Source organism: Roseburia sp. OM02-15 (assembly GCF_003481835.1).
Taxonomy (GTDB): Bacteria; Bacillota; Clostridia; order Lachnospirales; family Lachnospiraceae; genus Eubacterium_I; species Eubacterium_I ramulus_A.
On sequence record NZ_QULX01000007.1, the window covers coordinates 139900 to 156112 of the forward strand.

A 16213-nucleotide genomic window follows, 5' to 3' on the forward strand; every position below is an offset into this window, starting at 1 on the left:
CCCACTGACAGGTCGCAAAGCGACTGCGTTCATGAGCAAGCAGCGAAAGCGGATCGCGAATGTCCGCTTTACTGTGATTTTGCAAATAAATTCTAAATTATTGATAAACGCTCCGCGGGGGCGCACATTGTCTGGGAGACAATGGTTTTGCGCCGACCGGAACGGAGTGTAGAGTGCAGTGATTCTGAGAAGAATATGTCAGCTTTCGCTGACCAGAATCACGCACCAAGTCTCACGTGCGTTCGACTTGAATTTTATAGCAACAAATAGAAAAAATGAAAATAATAAATAAAAAATCAGCAGGAGATAAAATAATATGGGTGACAGCGTTTGGAATGATTTTTTAGATGAGACAATCGAAGAACGATATGAACTGGTGGCAGAGCGTGTGGAGGAAATCAGCAAAGAAGCTCTGGTGCCGGAGCTTTACAAAGGATATTTTACAGAGGCAGCAGTTTATTTGAAAAAAACAATGGAACTGTGTCAGATGGCAAAAGATGGAACTTTGCAGCAGCGCAGCCTGGAGACTTGCAAGGCAGATCAGGAGCAGTTATATCATCATATGCTGCCGGCTTATTATGAGGAAAGCTATGCGAACCCGGCTTATGCAGTAGCTATTTTTGGCGAAAAAGAAGGCGAGTTGTTAAGTTTTCTGCGTGCAGAGTTGGATGTGGCGATTACCTATGCTTTTGAGGGAAAACTGGCAGAACTGACCTTGTTACTGGAGCTTTTCGTGCAGGTGTATAACTGCTTCGAAGAAGAAGATGTGCAGGAGGCAAAACAGACCATTTACTGGTATTTCCATGATTACAGTGAAGTGTTTGTGGAGAACCAGATCCGGGAAATGATCGATCCGGTGGACAGCCTGTACAAAAATATTATTATGAAAGCAGATCTGTCTGAACTCAGTTATTTGTATCAGTATGGATTTTATATTGGAAAAAATGAACTTGGCATTGCAGAATTTTTAAATCAGCTTTCCGAGGAAGAAATTCAGTCCATGGCAGATACTTATACAGAAGGATATCGCATTGGATTTGAGATTACTGGCAAGGATATCAAAAAGAAAAAGACAGTTCAGATTCATTATCAGATTGGATTTGAGCGCATGATCCGTGCAGCCATCCAGAATTTTGAAAAAATCGGACTGCAGGCGACCATCAACAGAGAGCCGTCATCTTCCTTTAATAACCGTGGCGGTTCCAAGCGTGGTGCTTACGCAACCAGCGTAAACCGTCAGTATGATTTTGATCATAAAGAAGACAAAGCATTCTATTTTGATAAAGCATTTGTGGAGCGGCGTCTGGAAGTACTGCGTACTGTATTTGAGCAGCATAAAATTCAGGCAGCAGAGCATGGCGGACCGGCAGTTCTGGAAGTCTTTGGTGAGGAGCCGTTTTCACCGGAGAAAAAAGATGCTGCAATTCATTATCATGACCGTCAGCAGGAGCTGGTTGTTTACAATGCATCCATGTCCGGTCAGATCACAAATGAGTATATCAAAGGTGAGGAGCGCAGCTTCACGATCATTGCTTATCCGATTCCGGAGATCGGTGATAAATTTAAGGAAATTTTTGCAGAGACAGTGGTTATCAATACTCTGGATTATGCGAAATATCAGAAAATGCAGCAGTGTATCATCGATGTGCTTGACACTGGTACAAAAGTACACATCACCGGTCGTGGCGGCAACCGTACGGATCTGACAGTAGCACTTCATCCGCTGACCGATCCGGACAAACAGACAATTTTTGAAAACTGTGTGGCAGATGTCAATATTCCGGTTGGCGAGGTATTTACGTCACCGGTTCTGGCAGGAACAAACGGAACGCTGCATGTATCAGAAGTATTTTTAAACGGTCTGCAGTATCTTGATCTGGAAGTTGTGTTCAAAGACGGTATGATCGAGAGTTACAACTGCGGAAACTTTGCGGATGAGGCACAGAACAAGGCTTATATCCGTGATAATATTTTGATGCGTCATGAAACATTACCGATGGGCGAGTTTGCCATCGGAACAAATACAACCGCTTATCGTATGGCAAAAGAATATCAGATCGGAGCAAAATTGCCGATCCTGATCGCGGAAAAGACAGGTCCGCATTTTGCAGTGGGCGATACCTGCTATTCTCATGCAGAGGATACCGCTGTTTACAATCCGAATGGCAAGGAGATCATTGCCAGAGATAATGAGAAGAGTCTGCTTCGCAAAGAGGATATGTCAAAGGCATACTTTAACTGCCATACAGATATCACCATTCCGTATGATGAACTTGGTGCGATTACAGTCATTCGTCCGGATGGCAGCACTTCAGACATTATCCGCGACGGTTTATTCCAGGTGGAAGGCGCAGAAGAACTTAACGAGCCGTTATTAAATTATTAGAAAAACAAATGAAACGAATGATGTATATTAGTGACACTTATAAAAAATATAACAATATATAATTGGCAAATTTGCATGATTCAAGGTAAGATGTAAACAGAGTAGTAAGCCATCAGGATAAATCAATTTTGCTCTGATGGTGTTATAAATATTTACATGAGGGATGAAAGGAGCACATACAAATGGCTAAAGTAGGAATTGTAATGGGCAGTGATTCAGATATGCCGATCATGGCAAAGGCAGCAGAAATTTTGGATAAATTCGGTATCGATTATGAGATGCGTATCATCTCCGCACATCGTGAGCCGGATGTGTTTTTTGACTATGCAAAATCCGCAGAGGAGAAAGGCTTCAAAGTAATTATTGCCGGAGCAGGTAAAGCAGCTCATCTGCCGGGTATGTGTGCAGCAATCTTCCCGATGCCGGTAATCGGAATCCCGATGAAGACATCTGATCTGGGCGGTGTAGATTCTCTGTACTCCATCGTACAGATGCCGAGCGGAATTCCAGTTGCAACTGTAGCGATCAATGGTGGCGCAAATGCTGGTATTTTGGCAGCAAAGATTCTGGCTACTTCTGATCCGGAACTTTTAGAGAAACTGAAAGCTTACACAGAGGAGCTGAAATCTCAGGTAGTGGAAAAAGACGAAAAATTACAGGAAACCGGATATAAAAATTACGCAAAATAGTCAGAGTAAGGATACAATGTTTCTGTTGAGTGAAGCAGGAGCTATTTGATTATGAGCAAGTGGATTGCAAATATCCGCGTTGATAAAAGAACATGAAAATATGTGCTGATACATAACGGAGGAATTCAGAATGGATTACAAAAAAGCAGGTGTAGATATTGAAGCTGGTTACAAATCAGTAGAGCTGATGAAAAAACATGTAAAGGAAACCATGCGTGCAGAAGTTCTTGGCGGACTTGGCGGATTTTCCGGAGCATTTTCTTTAAATAAGATCAAAGAGATGGAAGATCCGGTATTGTTATCCGGCACAGACGGATGCGGTACAAAAGTAAAACTTGCATTTTTAATGGACAAACATGATACCATCGGAATCGATGCAGTTGCAATGTGCGTAAACGATATTGCCTGCGCAGGCGGCGAGCCGCTGTTTTTCCTGGATTATATTGCCTGCGGCAAAAACTATCCGGAGAAGATTGCTGAGATCGTAAAAGGTGTAGCAGAAGGATGTAAACAGTCCGGCGCAGCGCTGATCGGTGGTGAGACAGCAGAGCATCCGGGACTTATGCCTGAGGATGAATACGATCTGGCTGGTTTTGCAGTTGGCGTGGTTGACCGCAAAGATATGATCACAGGAAGCGAGGTAAAAGACGGCGATGTGCTGATCGGTATGGCTTCTACCGGTGTACATTCCAACGGATTCTCTCTGGTTCGTAAAGTATTCCAGATGGATGAGGAAACTCTGAATACCTATCATGAAGAACTTGGAAAAACTCTTGGCGAGACATTATTAGCTCCGACAAGAATTTATGTAAATGCATTAAAATCCATCCGTGAAGCTGGCGTGACAGTCAAAGCATGCAGCCACATCACAGGCGGCGGATTCTATGAGAACATTCCGCGTATGCTCATCGACGGTAAACGTGCGGTAGTAGAGAAAGACAGCTACCCGGTACCACCAATTTTTGCAATGCTTGCAAAAGAAGGCGACATTTCCGAAGAAATGATGTACAACACCTTCAATATGGGACTTGGCATGATCGTTGCTGTAGATCCGGCAGACGTTGACAAGACCATGGAAGCAATCAAACAGGCAGGCGATACACCATATGTTGTAGGAAAGATCATTGATGGTGAAAAAGGAGTAGATTTATGCTAAGAATTGCAGTGCTGGTATCCGGCGGCGGTACGAATCTGCAGGCGATCATTGATGCCATCGCAGATGGAAAAATCACAAACACCGAGATCGCAACGGTCATCAGCAATAACAAAAATGCCTATGCGCTGGAGCGTGCCGCAAAGGCAGGTATCCCAAACCGCTGCATCTCTCCGAAAGATTATGAGGACAGAGCACAGTTTCATGAGGCACTGTTAGCAGTATTGGATGAGGCGCAGGTAGATCTGATCGTTTTGGCAGGATTTCTGGTAGTCATCCCGGAGATGATGATCCAGAAATACAGAAACCGCATCATCAACATTCATCCATCTCTGATTCCGTCTTTCTGCGGAACCGGATATTATGGTTTGAAAGTGCATGAAGGCGTGTTAAACCGTGGCGTAAAAGTAACGGGAGCAACCTGTCATTTTGTAGATGAGGGAACTGATACCGGTCCAATTATTTTACAGAAAGCCGTTGACGTAAAAAATGGTGACACACCGAAGATTTTACAGCAGCGTGTCATGGAAGAGGCAGAATGGATCATTATGCCGAAAGCCATTGATCTGATCGCAAACGGCAAGGTTAAAGTTGTTGACGGAAAAGCAATCGTAGAAGAATAATATACATAGGAATAAAAGCTGACGGATGTCTGAAATACCTTGTAAAAAAGGTAACAGCGTTCGTCAGCTTATATGGACTTTTGATATATCAAACGTAAGATGACTCTCAGATCTATAAAGCGTGAATAACAAAGAGATTGAGAGCATTCTTGAGAAAACACAGAGAATGTAAAAAGGAGAACTGACATGAAAGTACTGATCGTAGGAAGTGGCGGAAGAGAGCATGCCATCGCAACAAGTGTGGCAAAAAGCAGTCGTGTAGATAAAATTTACTGTGCACCGGGCAATGCCGGAATCGGACAGATCGCAGAGTGTGTACCGATCGGTGCTATGGAATTTGACAAACTGGTTGCATTTGCAAAAGAACACCAGATCGACCTGACCATCATCGGCATGGACGATCCGTTGGTTGGCGGCGTGGTAGATGCTTTTGAGGCAGAGGGACTTCGCGTCTTTGGACCGAACAAAGCAGCAGCAATTCTGGAAGGTTCCAAAGCATTTTCCAAAGATTTAATGAAAAAATACAATATTCCAACTGCAGCATATGAGAATTTTGACGATCCTCAGAAAGCACTGGAATATCTGAAAACAGCAAAAATGCCGATCGTTCTGAAAGCAGACGGATTGGCACTTGGAAAAGGCGTGCTGATCTGCAATACTTTAGAGGAAGCAGAAGCTGGCGTCAAAGAGATCATGATGGATAAAAAATTCGGTTCTGCCGGCAACCATATGGTTATCGAAGAGTTTATGACAGGTCGTGAAGTATCCGTATTATCTTTCGTAGACGGAAAAACCATTAAGATCATGTCTTCCGCACAGGATCACAAACGTGCAAAAGACGGCGACCAGGGATTAAACACAGGTGGTATGGGAACTTTCTCACCAAGCCCGTTCTATACAAAAGAAGTAGACGAGTTCTGTAAAAAATATGTGTTCCAGGCAACGGTAGATGCCATGGCAGCAGAGGGACGTACTTTCAAAGGTATCATTTTCTTTGGTCTGATGCTGACAGAGGATGGACCGAAGGTTCTGGAGTACAATGCCAGATTTGGTGATCCGGAAGCACAGGTTGTCCTTCCACGTATGAAAAATGATGTGATTGACGTGATGGAAGCCTGCATCGATGGAACTTTAGATCAGATCAATCTGCAGTTTGAGGACAATGCAGCAGTTTGTGTTGTTCTGGCAAGTGATGGTTATCCGGTTTCCTATGAAAAAGGATTCGAGATCAAAGGTCTGGAGAATTTTGAAAACAAAGATGGCTATTACTGTTTCCATGCAGGTAGCAAGTTAAATGAGGAAGGCAAGATCGTGACAAACGGCGGTCGTGTCCTTGGAGTTACTGCCAAAGGTGCTACCTTAAAAGAAGCCCGCGCAAACGCTTATGCAGCAACAGAATGGATTGATTTCGCAAACAAATATATGCGTCATGATATCGGTAAAGCCATCGATGAGGCATAATTTATGAAAAAAGCAGTTATTTTTGATATGGACGGTACGTTGTGGGATTCTGTGGATGAAATCGTGGAGTCTTGGAATAAGACCTGTCCGGAAATGCATATTCGCAGAGAACAGCTGATCGGTCTCATGGGAAAAACCATGGACTGTTTTGCAAAAGAATTGTTATCAGAATATAAATTGGATGAGGCGATGGAGATCATTCATGCCTGCGAGCGGGATGAGAATGAGTATCTGAGCCATGTTGGCGCAAAACTGTACGGAGATATCCGTAAAGTGTTTGAAACTTTGCGTGATATGGGATATGAGATCGGTATTGTCAGCAACTGTCAGGCAGGATACATTGAAGTATTTCTGGAGTATTATCATCTTGGTGATCTGGTGGCAGACATCGAGTGTTATGGCAATACGCAACAGCAGAAAGATGCAAATCTGAAAGCACTGATTGAGCGTAACCACTATGAGAAGTATTATTATCTTGGAGATACGCAGGGGGATTATAATGCTTGTCGGAAAGCGGGAGTTCCGTTCTTGTTTGCAGCTTATGGTTTTGGAACTGTGGATGCAGATGTACCACAGGTAGAGAGTCTGGAGCAGTTGCCGGAAATAATAAAAAATTTATAAGAGTTTATGTATAGCACCCGACGGGATTCTTCCGCCGGGTGCTTGCGGAGCATTCATCTCAGTCTGAGTTGAGACTCCCACTTCTGCAAGTGGTGAGTAGTAACAAGTATTTCTCAGTGGGAGTTCAATCTCCGACTGAGATAAATGCTCCGCGAGGGCGCACATTGTCTGGGAGACAATGGTTTTGCGCCGACCGGAACGGAGTGTAGAGTGCAGTGATTCTGAAAAGAAGATGTCAGCTTGCGCTGACCAGAATCACGCACCAAGTCTCACGTGCGTTCGACTTGAACCAGAACTGACCTATAAGGAGTTGTATGATTCCAGAGAGCATATCTGGAGTGCGCTTTTTATGACCGGCTATCTGACACAGAGGGGAGAGGCGGATGGAAATCTGTACCAGCTTGTAATTCCAAACCGAGAAGTTCGAAATATTATGACAGATCGTGTGATGTCATTGTTTAAAGAAAATGTAGGAAAAGACGGAGAGATGGTCAATTCTTTCTGTAATGCTCTTTTAGCGGGAGATACAGATAAGGTAGAAGAATTAAAGTATGAAATGAATTGAAAAAATATAAAAAAGCACTGAAAACCAATGAATTTATAGGTCTTCAGTGCCTTTTTTTGTAGTATACAACAGAATGATAAATAATATTAAGTTTTGCTAAATTTCACTGAGTTAGCGCATACTTATACATTAAACATTACATGTGCCATTTCTGTACCGGATTTGGTTATGAAAATCCGATCAATCGCTGTTTGAATTGCCTGCTTATCCGCATGATCTTCATAAAGATTTACGAGGAAATCTGCCTCTACCAGAATTTGGTAATCTAACCCAACAATATTGCTGTAAGTATGATGATGTCCGATGAGATAGCAGACACGATCAATCACCGCATCAGAATAAGTTCCACATTCCGTCAGCATCTGGCGGGCAGCTGCCGGACCTTCTTTTTCCTGCAACGATCCGGTAGAACAGTGATATTTTTCTTCTGCAATTTTGATACCGATGTCATGAAGAATTGCAGCGGTTTCCAGAATATGCTGCAATTCATCGGATAAATGTTCTGCGTGTCCGATCATGGATGCGTAAGTATATACTTTTGTGTAATGCTGGATGCGGGCAGGATCGCCGGAATAGTATGCCAGCATTTTTCTGATCAGTGTTTCATTCATTTCAACTGTGTTGTTCATGTTATGTGTTCACCTCAAAAAATTCATTATTCTTCAATCAGATTAGTCTGTTATCCCATCTACGTTCATTACATCATAATACTCATTCTGAGTCATCAGATCCGAAGCATTATCAATCAGCCCCAGATCGATCATTGCCTGGATCGTGTTCGTACAGGACTTAGACAGAGAAAATGACACTTCTATGGAAGAATAATAATTTGTCGGTTTATTATTCTGAACGGCAGCATTTACCGTATTTGCCGAAGCTGTTTTGTAATCACTGGAAGTACTTGACGAATTTCTGGATGGCAGCATATCTGTCAGGTATTCCACATCCCCAGGAACCTGTCCATAGAAGTAAAAACTGTCATAGTAAATTGGGTTATCGTCAGTATCATGAATGCCAAGTCCTGCCGGATAATTGCCTGCAAGGATATCTGCCTTGAGTGCTTCATACAGTGTCTCCGTCTGCTGCTGATTCAGGGTGATGTTTCCATCATGTCCGTATTCGTCTACATGGCTTAAGGTGCCGTTTACAAAGGTGACATCTTCATAATTGTAGCAGAGCAGATAACGAAGCAGATCTTCATTTCCGGTTTCCAGTTTAGAAATTTGATAAGCCGGTGTGGTATCATCCTTCAGTGTTGCGTTTGTTACCGGAATTTCATAGCGGCGCATAATTTTTCGTCCATTTTTCAGATAATAGGTAAGCTGAATGGAAGAGATATAATCGCTTTCGCTGTAAACAACGGAGGTTGATGTGCTGGATGCTGTGGTGTCGGACAATGTTGCGGTTGCAAAATCAGCACTTCGTTCTTCAGGATGATTGTATTCCAGATAATTTTGCTGGTAGGAATACGGTAAATACTCCTGCTTGTGGTTCAAAATATTCTGGTGGATTTTCTCCAGAACTTCAAAATCCGCTTCATCCGTGTATACATGCTCATAATCGCCGTACATATAGATGGCAGCAATCTGATCCGTGTCCGGAATTCTGCGTTCGATACGGAAGGCATCACCTTTCAGCAGACCGGTTCCAATCAGGCAGAGTGCAATGCATGCCGCCCATTCGATCCAGCGTTTCCTTGAAAAGATATGAAAACGTTTTTTTAACAGCATTTCTGAAATGAAGAAACTCACAAAGGAGCACGGAATCAGAAATACAAATAATGCCGTTGTCATATGTGCGGTGTTGTCAAAGAGCAGACTGAAAAGCAGGAAGGAGAGCCCGAAGCCTCCAACCAGCGCCAGCATCCAGCGGAAACACGGATGCAGCCATCCAAAGGCAACCACATCGCTGGTACATTCCAACTGACGTTTCTGGTAAAACACGTAAGCAAGGATCAAAAATACGACTGCGATAATGCAGTACAGTCCGATCAGCAGGCTTCCGCGCATATGAATCTGTTCCAGTGCGGTAAAATCTTCATTCATGGACCAGGTCAGGGATACGTGATCCAGCAGATACATAAATGGAGAAAGTACCGTGTCTCTGGTCTCTGTCAGCCTATAACTTACCTGATCACCAAGGATTCCCATGCCATAACACATGGAGGAAATGATCAGTGTGGCAATGGATTTAATTCCAATATACAGAAAATTTCCTACAAAATAGTAAGCTGCAGCGGCAACCGCATGCCCAGTGAGCATACAGCAGAACACCGCAAGAGTATAAAACAGAAAACTCATGCCTATCATATAAAGCAGCCAGTACAGCAGATATTCCACGGACGTAATATTATTGATAATGCAGACCAGCAGGTTCAATAAAAACGTGACTAACTGTGGAAGTAGCAGGAATAAAAATCCGCTGATATAATTTGTTACAAAAAGTTCACTCCGTTTTACCGGAAGCGCATGCATCATATAGCAGCTTCGGGTTGTGAACAGATAGGAAAAAATGGTAAGGGCAGCCACCAGTGCCGCGAAAAAAATGACATATGGTTCCAGGTTTCCATTGATGCATTCCAGCATGGTCATTAAGCGGTTAGTAGCTGGAGTGGCAGAATAGTGATCAACTGCCGGGGTATTCATATAATTGCGGGTGTTCAGGAACATTCGCACGGTCATATTGAAAAACAGATACGCCAGATAAACCGCCCATACCGGCCAGAACCGAGTCATATTTTTGAGGAATATCGTTTTATTAAAACAGGATGTCTTTGATTTCATAATTCTTTCCTCCCATTTCGTAAATAAAAATTTCTTCCAATGTAAGAGGAAGGATATCGATCAGCATCGGATGTGTTTCCTCAAGGATCATTTTGGCGCGTTCCGGATTGCCTTTTACGATCAGTGTGTATACACGACCGGTATTGGACATGTGTAAAATCTCAAAATCTTTCGGCAGCGTCGGCATGCCTTCCTGGAATGCCACCTGAATCTTGGACACATTTCCCTGCAGATCGGAGAGGGAACGTTCCACGATAATCTTGCCCTTGTGCATAATGCCCACATGGTCGCAGACATCCTCTAACTCACGCAGATTGTGGGAGGAGATCAGGATCGTAGTTCGGCTTTCGCTTGCTTTGGATAAAATGATACTCCAGATCTGACGGCGCATGACAGGGTCGAGACCGTCCATCGGCTCATCCAGGATCATCAACTCTGGCATAGCACAGATGGAAAGCCAGAAGGCCACCTGTTTTTGCATACCTTTGGAAAGGCGGCGGATGCTGCGCTTGGTATCGATATTTGGGAAAAATTCCTGTAGTCGGTCAAATAATGCGGCATCAAATTTTTTGTAAATGCCCTGATAAAACTGTTTCATTTCCAGTGTGTTTGACTGTAAAAAATAAAACATGTCATCCGGAATGTACGTGAATTTGGCTTTTGCCTCTGGATTGTCATATACCGGCAGACCATCAATGAGGATGGAGCCGCTGTCCGGGCGGTAAATTCCCGTGAGATGACGGATTAGGGTGGATTTTCCGGCACCGTTTGGACCGACGAGACCGTAAATGGTTCCTTTCGGAACGTGCAGGCTCATGTCGTCTAAAGCCATGAAGCCGTTGAAGGTTTTTGTAATATGTTCTGCCTGAATCATGCCTGAATCCTCCTTCCTGATAAGGAAAGGATGCGGTTCGTGAGATCATTTACCGGCATGGACAGGTAGAGAAGCTCAGACACGATCTTATCAAACTGTGGCAGCAGTTCCTGCTGGCGAAACTGGTTGGAGTGGTCCACCTCAGCAACAAAGGTGCCTTTTCCGGACAACGTATAGATGTAACCTTCGCTTTCCAGTTCCCGATAGGCACGCTGGATCGTATTCGGATTGATCGCCAGCGAAGCAGCCATATCACGGACGGAAGGCAGTTTTTCATCTTTTTTCAAAGCACCGCTGACCACAAGCTGCCGGACATTATCCTTTATCTGCTGATAAAAGGGGCGCGTATCGCGGTAATTTAACTGTATCATAGAAATCTCCTTATGTGAAAATAAACGAATGGTGTTAGCTGAATGTCAGATTGAATATATCGGATGAAAGTTCAAGTCGAACGCACGTGAGACTTGGTGCGTGATTCTGGTCAGCGAAAGCTGACATATTCTTCTCAGAATCACTGCACATCTACACTTCGTTCCGGTCGGCGCAAAACCAATGTCTCCCAGACAATGGTTTTGCGCCCCCGTGGAGCGTTTATCTCAGTCGGAGATTGTACTCCCACTGAGAAAGACTTGTTATTACTCACCACTTGCAGAAGTGGGAGTCTTCTCGGCTGAGATAAAACCCATATGGCAGACAGCGTACTAACCGTGTTAATACAGTTAATATAGCATGCATGCAGAGGACATACAAGGAAGAAGCGTAAAAGAAAATCTTAATTCTTTCGAAAGAAAAAGATTGGTTGTGTATAGGGGAGATACGAGGACAGAGGAAGAAGTTATGCGTTGCATTCTTGAACGTAACAAGAATATGCAGATGTAAAAAGAGCAGGCGGTTGTTCGCCTGCTCTTGTGTTATTTGTGATAGTTAATCTTCTTTTTCCAGCTCTGCAACAATGTCGTTTAACATCTGAAGTACGTTGTCCTCACCTACATTGTCAAAGTGTTCGGAAATGGATTCCAGTTTATCAAAAAAACTTGGCTTTCTTTCGCCTGTCTGAGTGTCGCAGGAAGAACCACAGCTGTGGCAATTACCTGTACATCCGCCAATTGTATTTTCTGCCATATGAATTTACCTCCTTTATAATGTGAATCGAATGATTCTGATGTATTCAGTATACTATAATATTCTCTGCGTTTCTATAGAAAAAATGTGAATTCATAGAAAATTTATAGGATTGTATGATTGCAGGCATGAGGATTTAAAATTCAAGTCGAACGCACGTGAGACTTGGTGCGTGATTCTGGTCAGCGCAAGCTGACATCTTCTTTTCAGAATTACTGCACATCCGCGCGGAGCATTTATCTCAGTCGGAGATTGAACTCCCACTGAGAAATACTTGTTATTACTCACCACTTGCAGAAGTGGGAGTCTCAACTCAGACTGAGATGAATGTTTGGAGTAAGGATATTTTTTGAATCGGCTCCAAGAATGGGATGGCTAAAATAGTGAACTATTTTTTAGTAAGAAAGCATTCCTGTTCCCATATATTGAACGTGAACCGTGGTGTATTTTTGGTTGAGAAATAGCGGAAAAACGAGTATAATAAAACACATAATTCGGGAAAAAATCCCGCTGTCAAAAAAGCACTTTATTTGGATAGAAAATTACGTTGAATTATTTATCTGACAAAAGTACTTCGTGCAAATGATGCATATTAGTACGAGAAGAATTATGTTTCTTTTGGCAGAGTTTGAGAAGGAGTTTTTAAGTATGAGAGCAAGTGGTATTTTACTTCCGGTAAGCAGTTTACCGTCAAAATATGGAATCGGATGTTTTTCAAAGAGTGCCTTTGAATGGATTGATTTTCTGCAGGAGAGCGGTCAGACCTTCTGGCAGATCCTGCCGTTGGGACCAACCAGTTACGGTGATTCTCCGTATCAATCATTTTCCACCTTTGCGGGAAATCCGTACTTTATTTCACTGGAAGAACTGATCGAGGAAGGGCTTCTGACGAGAGCGGAATGTGAGTCTGCGCAGCTTGGTACGAATCCGTCCTATGTGGACTATGAGAAGCAATATGAAAACAGAAATCCATTGTTACATAAAGCATATGAAAACAGCAAAAAACGGGAAGACGCAGAGTTTCTGAAATTTGAGGAAGAGCAGAAAGAATGGCTGCCGGATTATGCATTATTTATGGCATTGAAGGACGTTCATGACAAACAGGCATGGAACACCTGGGAGAAAGAACTGATCCAGAAAGAGCCGGAAGTTCTGGCAAAATACCGGGAAGAGCTTGCAGATGAGATCTGTTATTACGAATATCTGCAGTACTGGTTTTTAAAACAGTGGTTGAAAGTAAAAAAATATGCAAACGAGCGTGGTATCAAGATCATTGGTGATATCCCGATTTATGTAGCCTTCGACAGCGCGGATGCATGGATGAATCCGGAATTATTTGAGTTTGACGAAGATATGAACCCAATCGAAGTTGCTGGATGCCCGCCAGACGGATTTACCGCCGATGGGCAGCTCTGGGGCAACCCAATCTATGACTGGGAATACCATAAAAAACAGAACTTTGCATGGTGGATCCGTCGTATCAAACATTGCGAAGTATTGTATGATGTGGTTCGAATTGATCATTTCCGTGGTTTTGATGAGTATTACACCATTCCTTACGGCATGACAAACGCCCGCATCGGAAAGTGGAAAAAGGGACCGGGTATCGCGCTTTTTAAAGAAGTGAAAAAATATGTGAAAAACATTGAGATCATTGCGGAGGATCTTGGCTACATGACACAGTCTGTTCGTGATCTGGTGGCAGAAACCGGTTACCCGGGCATGAAAGTACTGCAGTTTGCCTTTGGCGGCGGCAGCGACAACGAATATCTTCCACACAACTATACACCGAACTCTGTGGTATACACAGGAACCCATGACAATGAGACTTTGATGCAGTATCTGGATGGTACACAGGATCATGTACGCAACCATATTCGGGAGTACATGAACCGTCCGCATGCGTCTAATGGGGAACTTTGTGAAAATCTGATCTGGATGGCAATGTCCAGCGTTGGAAAATATTGTATCATTCCGATTCAGGATTATCTGGGACTTGGAAAAGAAGCCCGGATGAACTTCCCGTCTACTCTTGGACATAACTGGGAGTGGCGTGTGCGTAAGGAGCAGCTGACACATGATCTGGCAGGGTATATTGCGCATATGACAGGATTGTCCTATCGTCGGAGAATTGATCCGCCGAAAAAAGAAGAGACGGATGAAGGCAAAGCAGAAAAATAATAGTTGATGATAAAACAGGGAAACGTGATAAATTGCAGAGAAGAATGTAGTGTATAAAACAAAATGCACCTTTCGAAAAGAGCGATATCAGTAATTGAAAATCATGTTTCCCTGATAAAATTTAGTTTAGTAAATGAAGTTATGAGAAAGAAGGATTTTGTATGGAGTTAAAACGACAAAATCATGAATTTCCACCGGTGTATGATGAAAATTCCGAAATACTGATCCTGGGAAGTTTCCCGTCCGTGAAGTCCAGAGAAATGCAGTTTTTTTACGGACATCCCCAGAATCGTTTCTGGAAAGTGATGGCGCAGGTTTTACATGAAAACGTTCCACAGACAATTCCGGAGAAAAAAGAGATGTTGCTGCGGCATCATATTGCGTTGTGGGACGTGATCGCAAGCTGCGATATCGCGGGATCCAGTGATAGCAGTATCCGGAATGTTGTGCCAAATGATCTGGGATATATTATAAGTAGAAGTCGGATTACAAAAATTTATGCGAACGGGGCGAAGTCAAAGCAGTTGTATGATAAATATCTGTCAAAACGGCTTGGGATTGAGGCGGTGCAGCTGCCGTCTACCAGTCCGGCGAATGCGGCTTACAGTGTGGAGCGGCTGCTGGAATATTGGAAAAACGTAATATTGTGATTGGCAAAACGAAAGGTTATGAAAGCGGAATTTGAAAATTTGGTCTTTTCAGCTAACAAATCGCTTTCAAAGAAAAAATTTCTCAAATTCCGCTTATATACGTTGTGTGTCCTGAAAATTCACATATGTTGCCACTAAAAAAGTAGAGATTTAGAACATAAAAGTGGACATTCAAAACATAAATGTAGACATTGGTACTAAAAAGTGGACATTCAGAGTACTATCGTAGTAAATTTTTAAGCCACCCTAAACAAAAATTTAATTTTCGACAGCATAAGCCGACGCCCCCTGTTCTAGAAAACTCAGCCCATTCATCGTAATCCCCATCAGTAGCTTTCCAACCTGCTCAATCGAGAGTTTATAATTACTGCACACCCAGTTCTCCAGAATCCCGATCACTCCATTTGCCAGATACGCATAGGAATAATCCAGCATCGTCGCATCCGCATTTGGATAAATCTTCTGCCAGACACGCATACTGTTATCATATCCCAGATACATCAGCTGTCTGATAAAAGAAGAATCTCCGTGTGGTCCGATCAGCACCTGACAGAGATCACGGTTCTGGTCGATCAGTTTCAAGAGATCATCAAACCAGTTATCATTTCCAAGTGTCACCACAATATTTTCAAACAGCTCATTATGAATCTGCGTCAGCAGTGCATACACATCTTCATAATAAGAATAGAAGGTACTGCGGTTGATGTCTGCCATTTTACAGATATCCGTTACTGTGATCTTATTTAAAGGCTTTTCCTTTAACAGGTCAAAAAGTGCCTGTCGAATTACCGATTTCGTATACTTTGTGCGGCGGTCAGTTGCCATTTCCAATCCTCTCCTTTGTCCGTTTGCATTGATTCTTTCTTTATATTATATCGTGATTTTATCACTCGATAATTTCGCCACTCGTCAATCATACCAGCATGTTGACTCGTTTGCACTCATTATATTAGTAGAAACTTACTGCTCAGACATGTCTGGTAAATACTGCTTTTTCACTTTATCACACCAAATTAAATTATACCAAAAACAGGCAAAATCCGGCAGTCAATCCCCTTGGAAACTGTTAATTATCCAACAAAGTACAGGTAAAATGTGGGATAAT

Annotated in this window: 15 protein-coding genes; 9 read left to right on the forward strand and 6 right to left on the reverse strand. The window is 42.9% G+C overall.

What is annotated here, in order from left to right; translation table 11 throughout:
* Positions 1-316: 316 nt before the first annotated feature.
* The 7 genes from DXB15_RS08895 (at position 317) to DXB15_RS08925 (ending at position 7498) form a co-directional block, all read left to right on the forward strand.
* A complete protein-coding gene (locus DXB15_RS08895) occupies positions 317-2386 on the forward strand; it encodes an aminopeptidase (protein ID WP_118702734.1) in 2070 nt (689 codons plus the stop codon).
* A gap of 182 nt (positions 2387-2568) precedes the next feature.
* Positions 2569-3075 carry a 5-(carboxyamino)imidazole ribonucleotide mutase gene (purE, locus tag DXB15_RS08900; RefSeq protein WP_109216730.1) on the forward strand — a complete coding sequence of 169 codons (507 nt, stop codon included), beginning with the start codon at positions 2569-2571 and terminating at the stop codon, positions 3073-3075.
* A 130-nt stretch (positions 3076-3205) separates the two neighbouring features.
* Positions 3206-4231, forward strand: coding sequence for a phosphoribosylformylglycinamidine cyclo-ligase (gene purM, locus DXB15_RS08905; RefSeq protein WP_109216731.1), 1026 nt, complete (start codon positions 3206-3208; stop codon positions 4229-4231).
* Positions 4225-4851 (forward strand): phosphoribosylglycinamide formyltransferase, encoded by a 627-nt coding sequence (gene purN, locus DXB15_RS08910; RefSeq protein WP_118702735.1) that lies wholly within the window; start codon positions 4225-4227, stop codon positions 4849-4851. The genes purM and purN overlap by 7 nt, the downstream gene beginning before the upstream one ends.
* A gap of 186 nt (positions 4852-5037) precedes the next feature.
* The gene (purD, locus tag DXB15_RS08915) at positions 5038-6312 is read left to right on the forward strand and encodes a phosphoribosylamine--glycine ligase (RefSeq protein ID WP_118702736.1); all 1275 of its coding nucleotides are present in this window, start codon (positions 5038-5040) and stop codon (positions 6310-6312) included.
* Positions 6313-6315: 3 nt separating this feature from the next.
* Positions 6316-6933, forward strand: a complete 618-nt coding sequence (locus DXB15_RS08920) for an HAD family hydrolase (protein ID WP_118702737.1) — start codon at positions 6316-6318, stop codon at positions 6931-6933.
* 178 nt (positions 6934-7111) lie between these two features.
* Positions 7112-7498 carry a hypothetical protein gene (locus DXB15_RS08925; protein WP_118702738.1) on the forward strand — a complete coding sequence of 129 codons (387 nt, stop codon included), beginning with the start codon at positions 7112-7114 and terminating at the stop codon, positions 7496-7498.
* Positions 7499-7620: 122 nt separating this feature from the next.
* On the opposite strand, the gene DXB15_RS08930 is transcribed toward DXB15_RS08925, so the two are convergent.
* From DXB15_RS08930 to DXB15_RS08950, 5 genes are all read right to left on the reverse strand, one after another.
* A complete protein-coding gene (locus DXB15_RS08930) occupies positions 7621-8127 on the reverse strand; it encodes an HD domain-containing protein (protein WP_243115618.1) in 507 nt (168 codons plus the stop codon).
* A 42-nt stretch (positions 8128-8169) separates the two neighbouring features.
* Positions 8170-10281 carry an ABC transporter permease gene (locus tag DXB15_RS08935; protein ID WP_118702739.1) on the reverse strand — a complete coding sequence of 704 codons (2112 nt, stop codon included), beginning with the start codon at positions 10279-10281 and terminating at the stop codon, positions 8170-8172.
* Complete coding sequence (locus DXB15_RS08940) at positions 10256-11155, reverse strand: ABC transporter ATP-binding protein (protein ID WP_118702740.1); 900 nt, start codon at positions 11153-11155, stop codon at positions 10256-10258. Before DXB15_RS08940 ends, DXB15_RS08935 begins: the two co-directional genes overlap by 26 nt.
* Positions 11152-11526, reverse strand: a complete 375-nt coding sequence (locus DXB15_RS08945) for a GntR family transcriptional regulator (RefSeq protein ID WP_118702741.1) — start codon at positions 11524-11526, stop codon at positions 11152-11154. Before DXB15_RS08945 ends, DXB15_RS08940 begins: the two co-directional genes overlap by 4 nt.
* Before the next feature lie 553 nt (positions 11527-12079).
* A complete protein-coding gene (locus DXB15_RS08950; protein ID WP_118702742.1) occupies positions 12080-12277 on the reverse strand; it encodes a hypothetical protein in 198 nt (65 codons plus the stop codon).
* A 648-nt stretch (positions 12278-12925) separates the two neighbouring features.
* Between DXB15_RS08950 and malQ the strand changes: the two genes are divergently transcribed.
* Positions 12926-14458 carry a 4-alpha-glucanotransferase gene (gene malQ, locus DXB15_RS08955; protein ID WP_118702775.1) on the forward strand — a complete coding sequence of 511 codons (1533 nt, stop codon included), beginning with the start codon at positions 12926-12928 and terminating at the stop codon, positions 14456-14458.
* Positions 14459-14619: 161 nt separating this feature from the next.
* Positions 14620-15108, forward strand: coding sequence for a DNA-deoxyinosine glycosylase (locus tag DXB15_RS08960; protein WP_118702743.1), 489 nt, complete (start codon positions 14620-14622; stop codon positions 15106-15108).
* A 258-nt stretch (positions 15109-15366) separates the two neighbouring features.
* Here the strand turns inward: DXB15_RS08960 and DXB15_RS08965 are convergent, their stop codons facing one another.
* Complete coding sequence (locus DXB15_RS08965; protein ID WP_109216774.1) at positions 15367-15933, reverse strand: TetR/AcrR family transcriptional regulator; 567 nt, start codon at positions 15931-15933, stop codon at positions 15367-15369.
* Between the last annotated feature and the right edge of the window lie 280 nt (positions 15934-16213).

Bases quoted from the DNA above. Each gene is read 5' to 3' on its own strand.
- DXB15_RS08895 (WP_118702734.1), top strand. From the start codon at position 317: ATGGGTGACAGCGTTTGGAATGATTTTTTAGATGAGACAATCGAAGAA.
- purE (WP_109216730.1), top strand. From the start codon at position 2,569: ATGGCTAAAGTAGGAATTGTAATGGGCAGTGATTCAGATATGCCGATC.
- purM (WP_109216731.1), top strand. From the start codon at position 3,206: ATGGATTACAAAAAAGCAGGTGTAGATATTGAAGCTGGTTACAAATCA.
- purN (WP_118702735.1), top strand. From the start codon at position 4,225: ATGCTAAGAATTGCAGTGCTGGTATCCGGCGGCGGTACGAATCTGCAG.
- purD (WP_118702736.1), top strand. From the start codon at position 5,038: ATGAAAGTACTGATCGTAGGAAGTGGCGGAAGAGAGCATGCCATCGCA.
- DXB15_RS08920 (WP_118702737.1), top strand. From the start codon at position 6,316: ATGAAAAAAGCAGTTATTTTTGATATGGACGGTACGTTGTGGGATTCT.
- DXB15_RS08925 (WP_118702738.1), top strand. From the start codon at position 7,112: ATGGTTTTGCGCCGACCGGAACGGAGTGTAGAGTGCAGTGATTCTGAA.
- DXB15_RS08930 (WP_243115618.1), bottom strand. From the start codon at position 8,127: ATGAACAACACAGTTGAAATGAATGAAACACTGATCAGAAAAATGCTG.
- DXB15_RS08935 (WP_118702739.1), bottom strand. From the start codon at position 10,281: ATGAAATCAAAGACATCCTGTTTTAATAAAACGATATTCCTCAAAAAT.
- DXB15_RS08940 (WP_118702740.1), bottom strand. From the start codon at position 11,155: ATGATTCAGGCAGAACATATTACAAAAACCTTCAACGGCTTCATGGCT.
- DXB15_RS08945 (WP_118702741.1), bottom strand. From the start codon at position 11,526: ATGATACAGTTAAATTACCGCGATACGCGCCCCTTTTATCAGCAGATA.
- DXB15_RS08950 (WP_118702742.1), bottom strand. From the start codon at position 12,277: ATGGCAGAAAATACAATTGGCGGATGTACAGGTAATTGCCACAGCTGT.
- malQ (WP_118702775.1), top strand. From the start codon at position 12,926: ATGAGAGCAAGTGGTATTTTACTTCCGGTAAGCAGTTTACCGTCAAAA.
- DXB15_RS08960 (WP_118702743.1), top strand. From the start codon at position 14,620: ATGGAGTTAAAACGACAAAATCATGAATTTCCACCGGTGTATGATGAA.
- DXB15_RS08965 (WP_109216774.1), bottom strand. From the start codon at position 15,933: ATGGCAACTGACCGCCGCACAAAGTATACGAAATCGGTAATTCGACAG.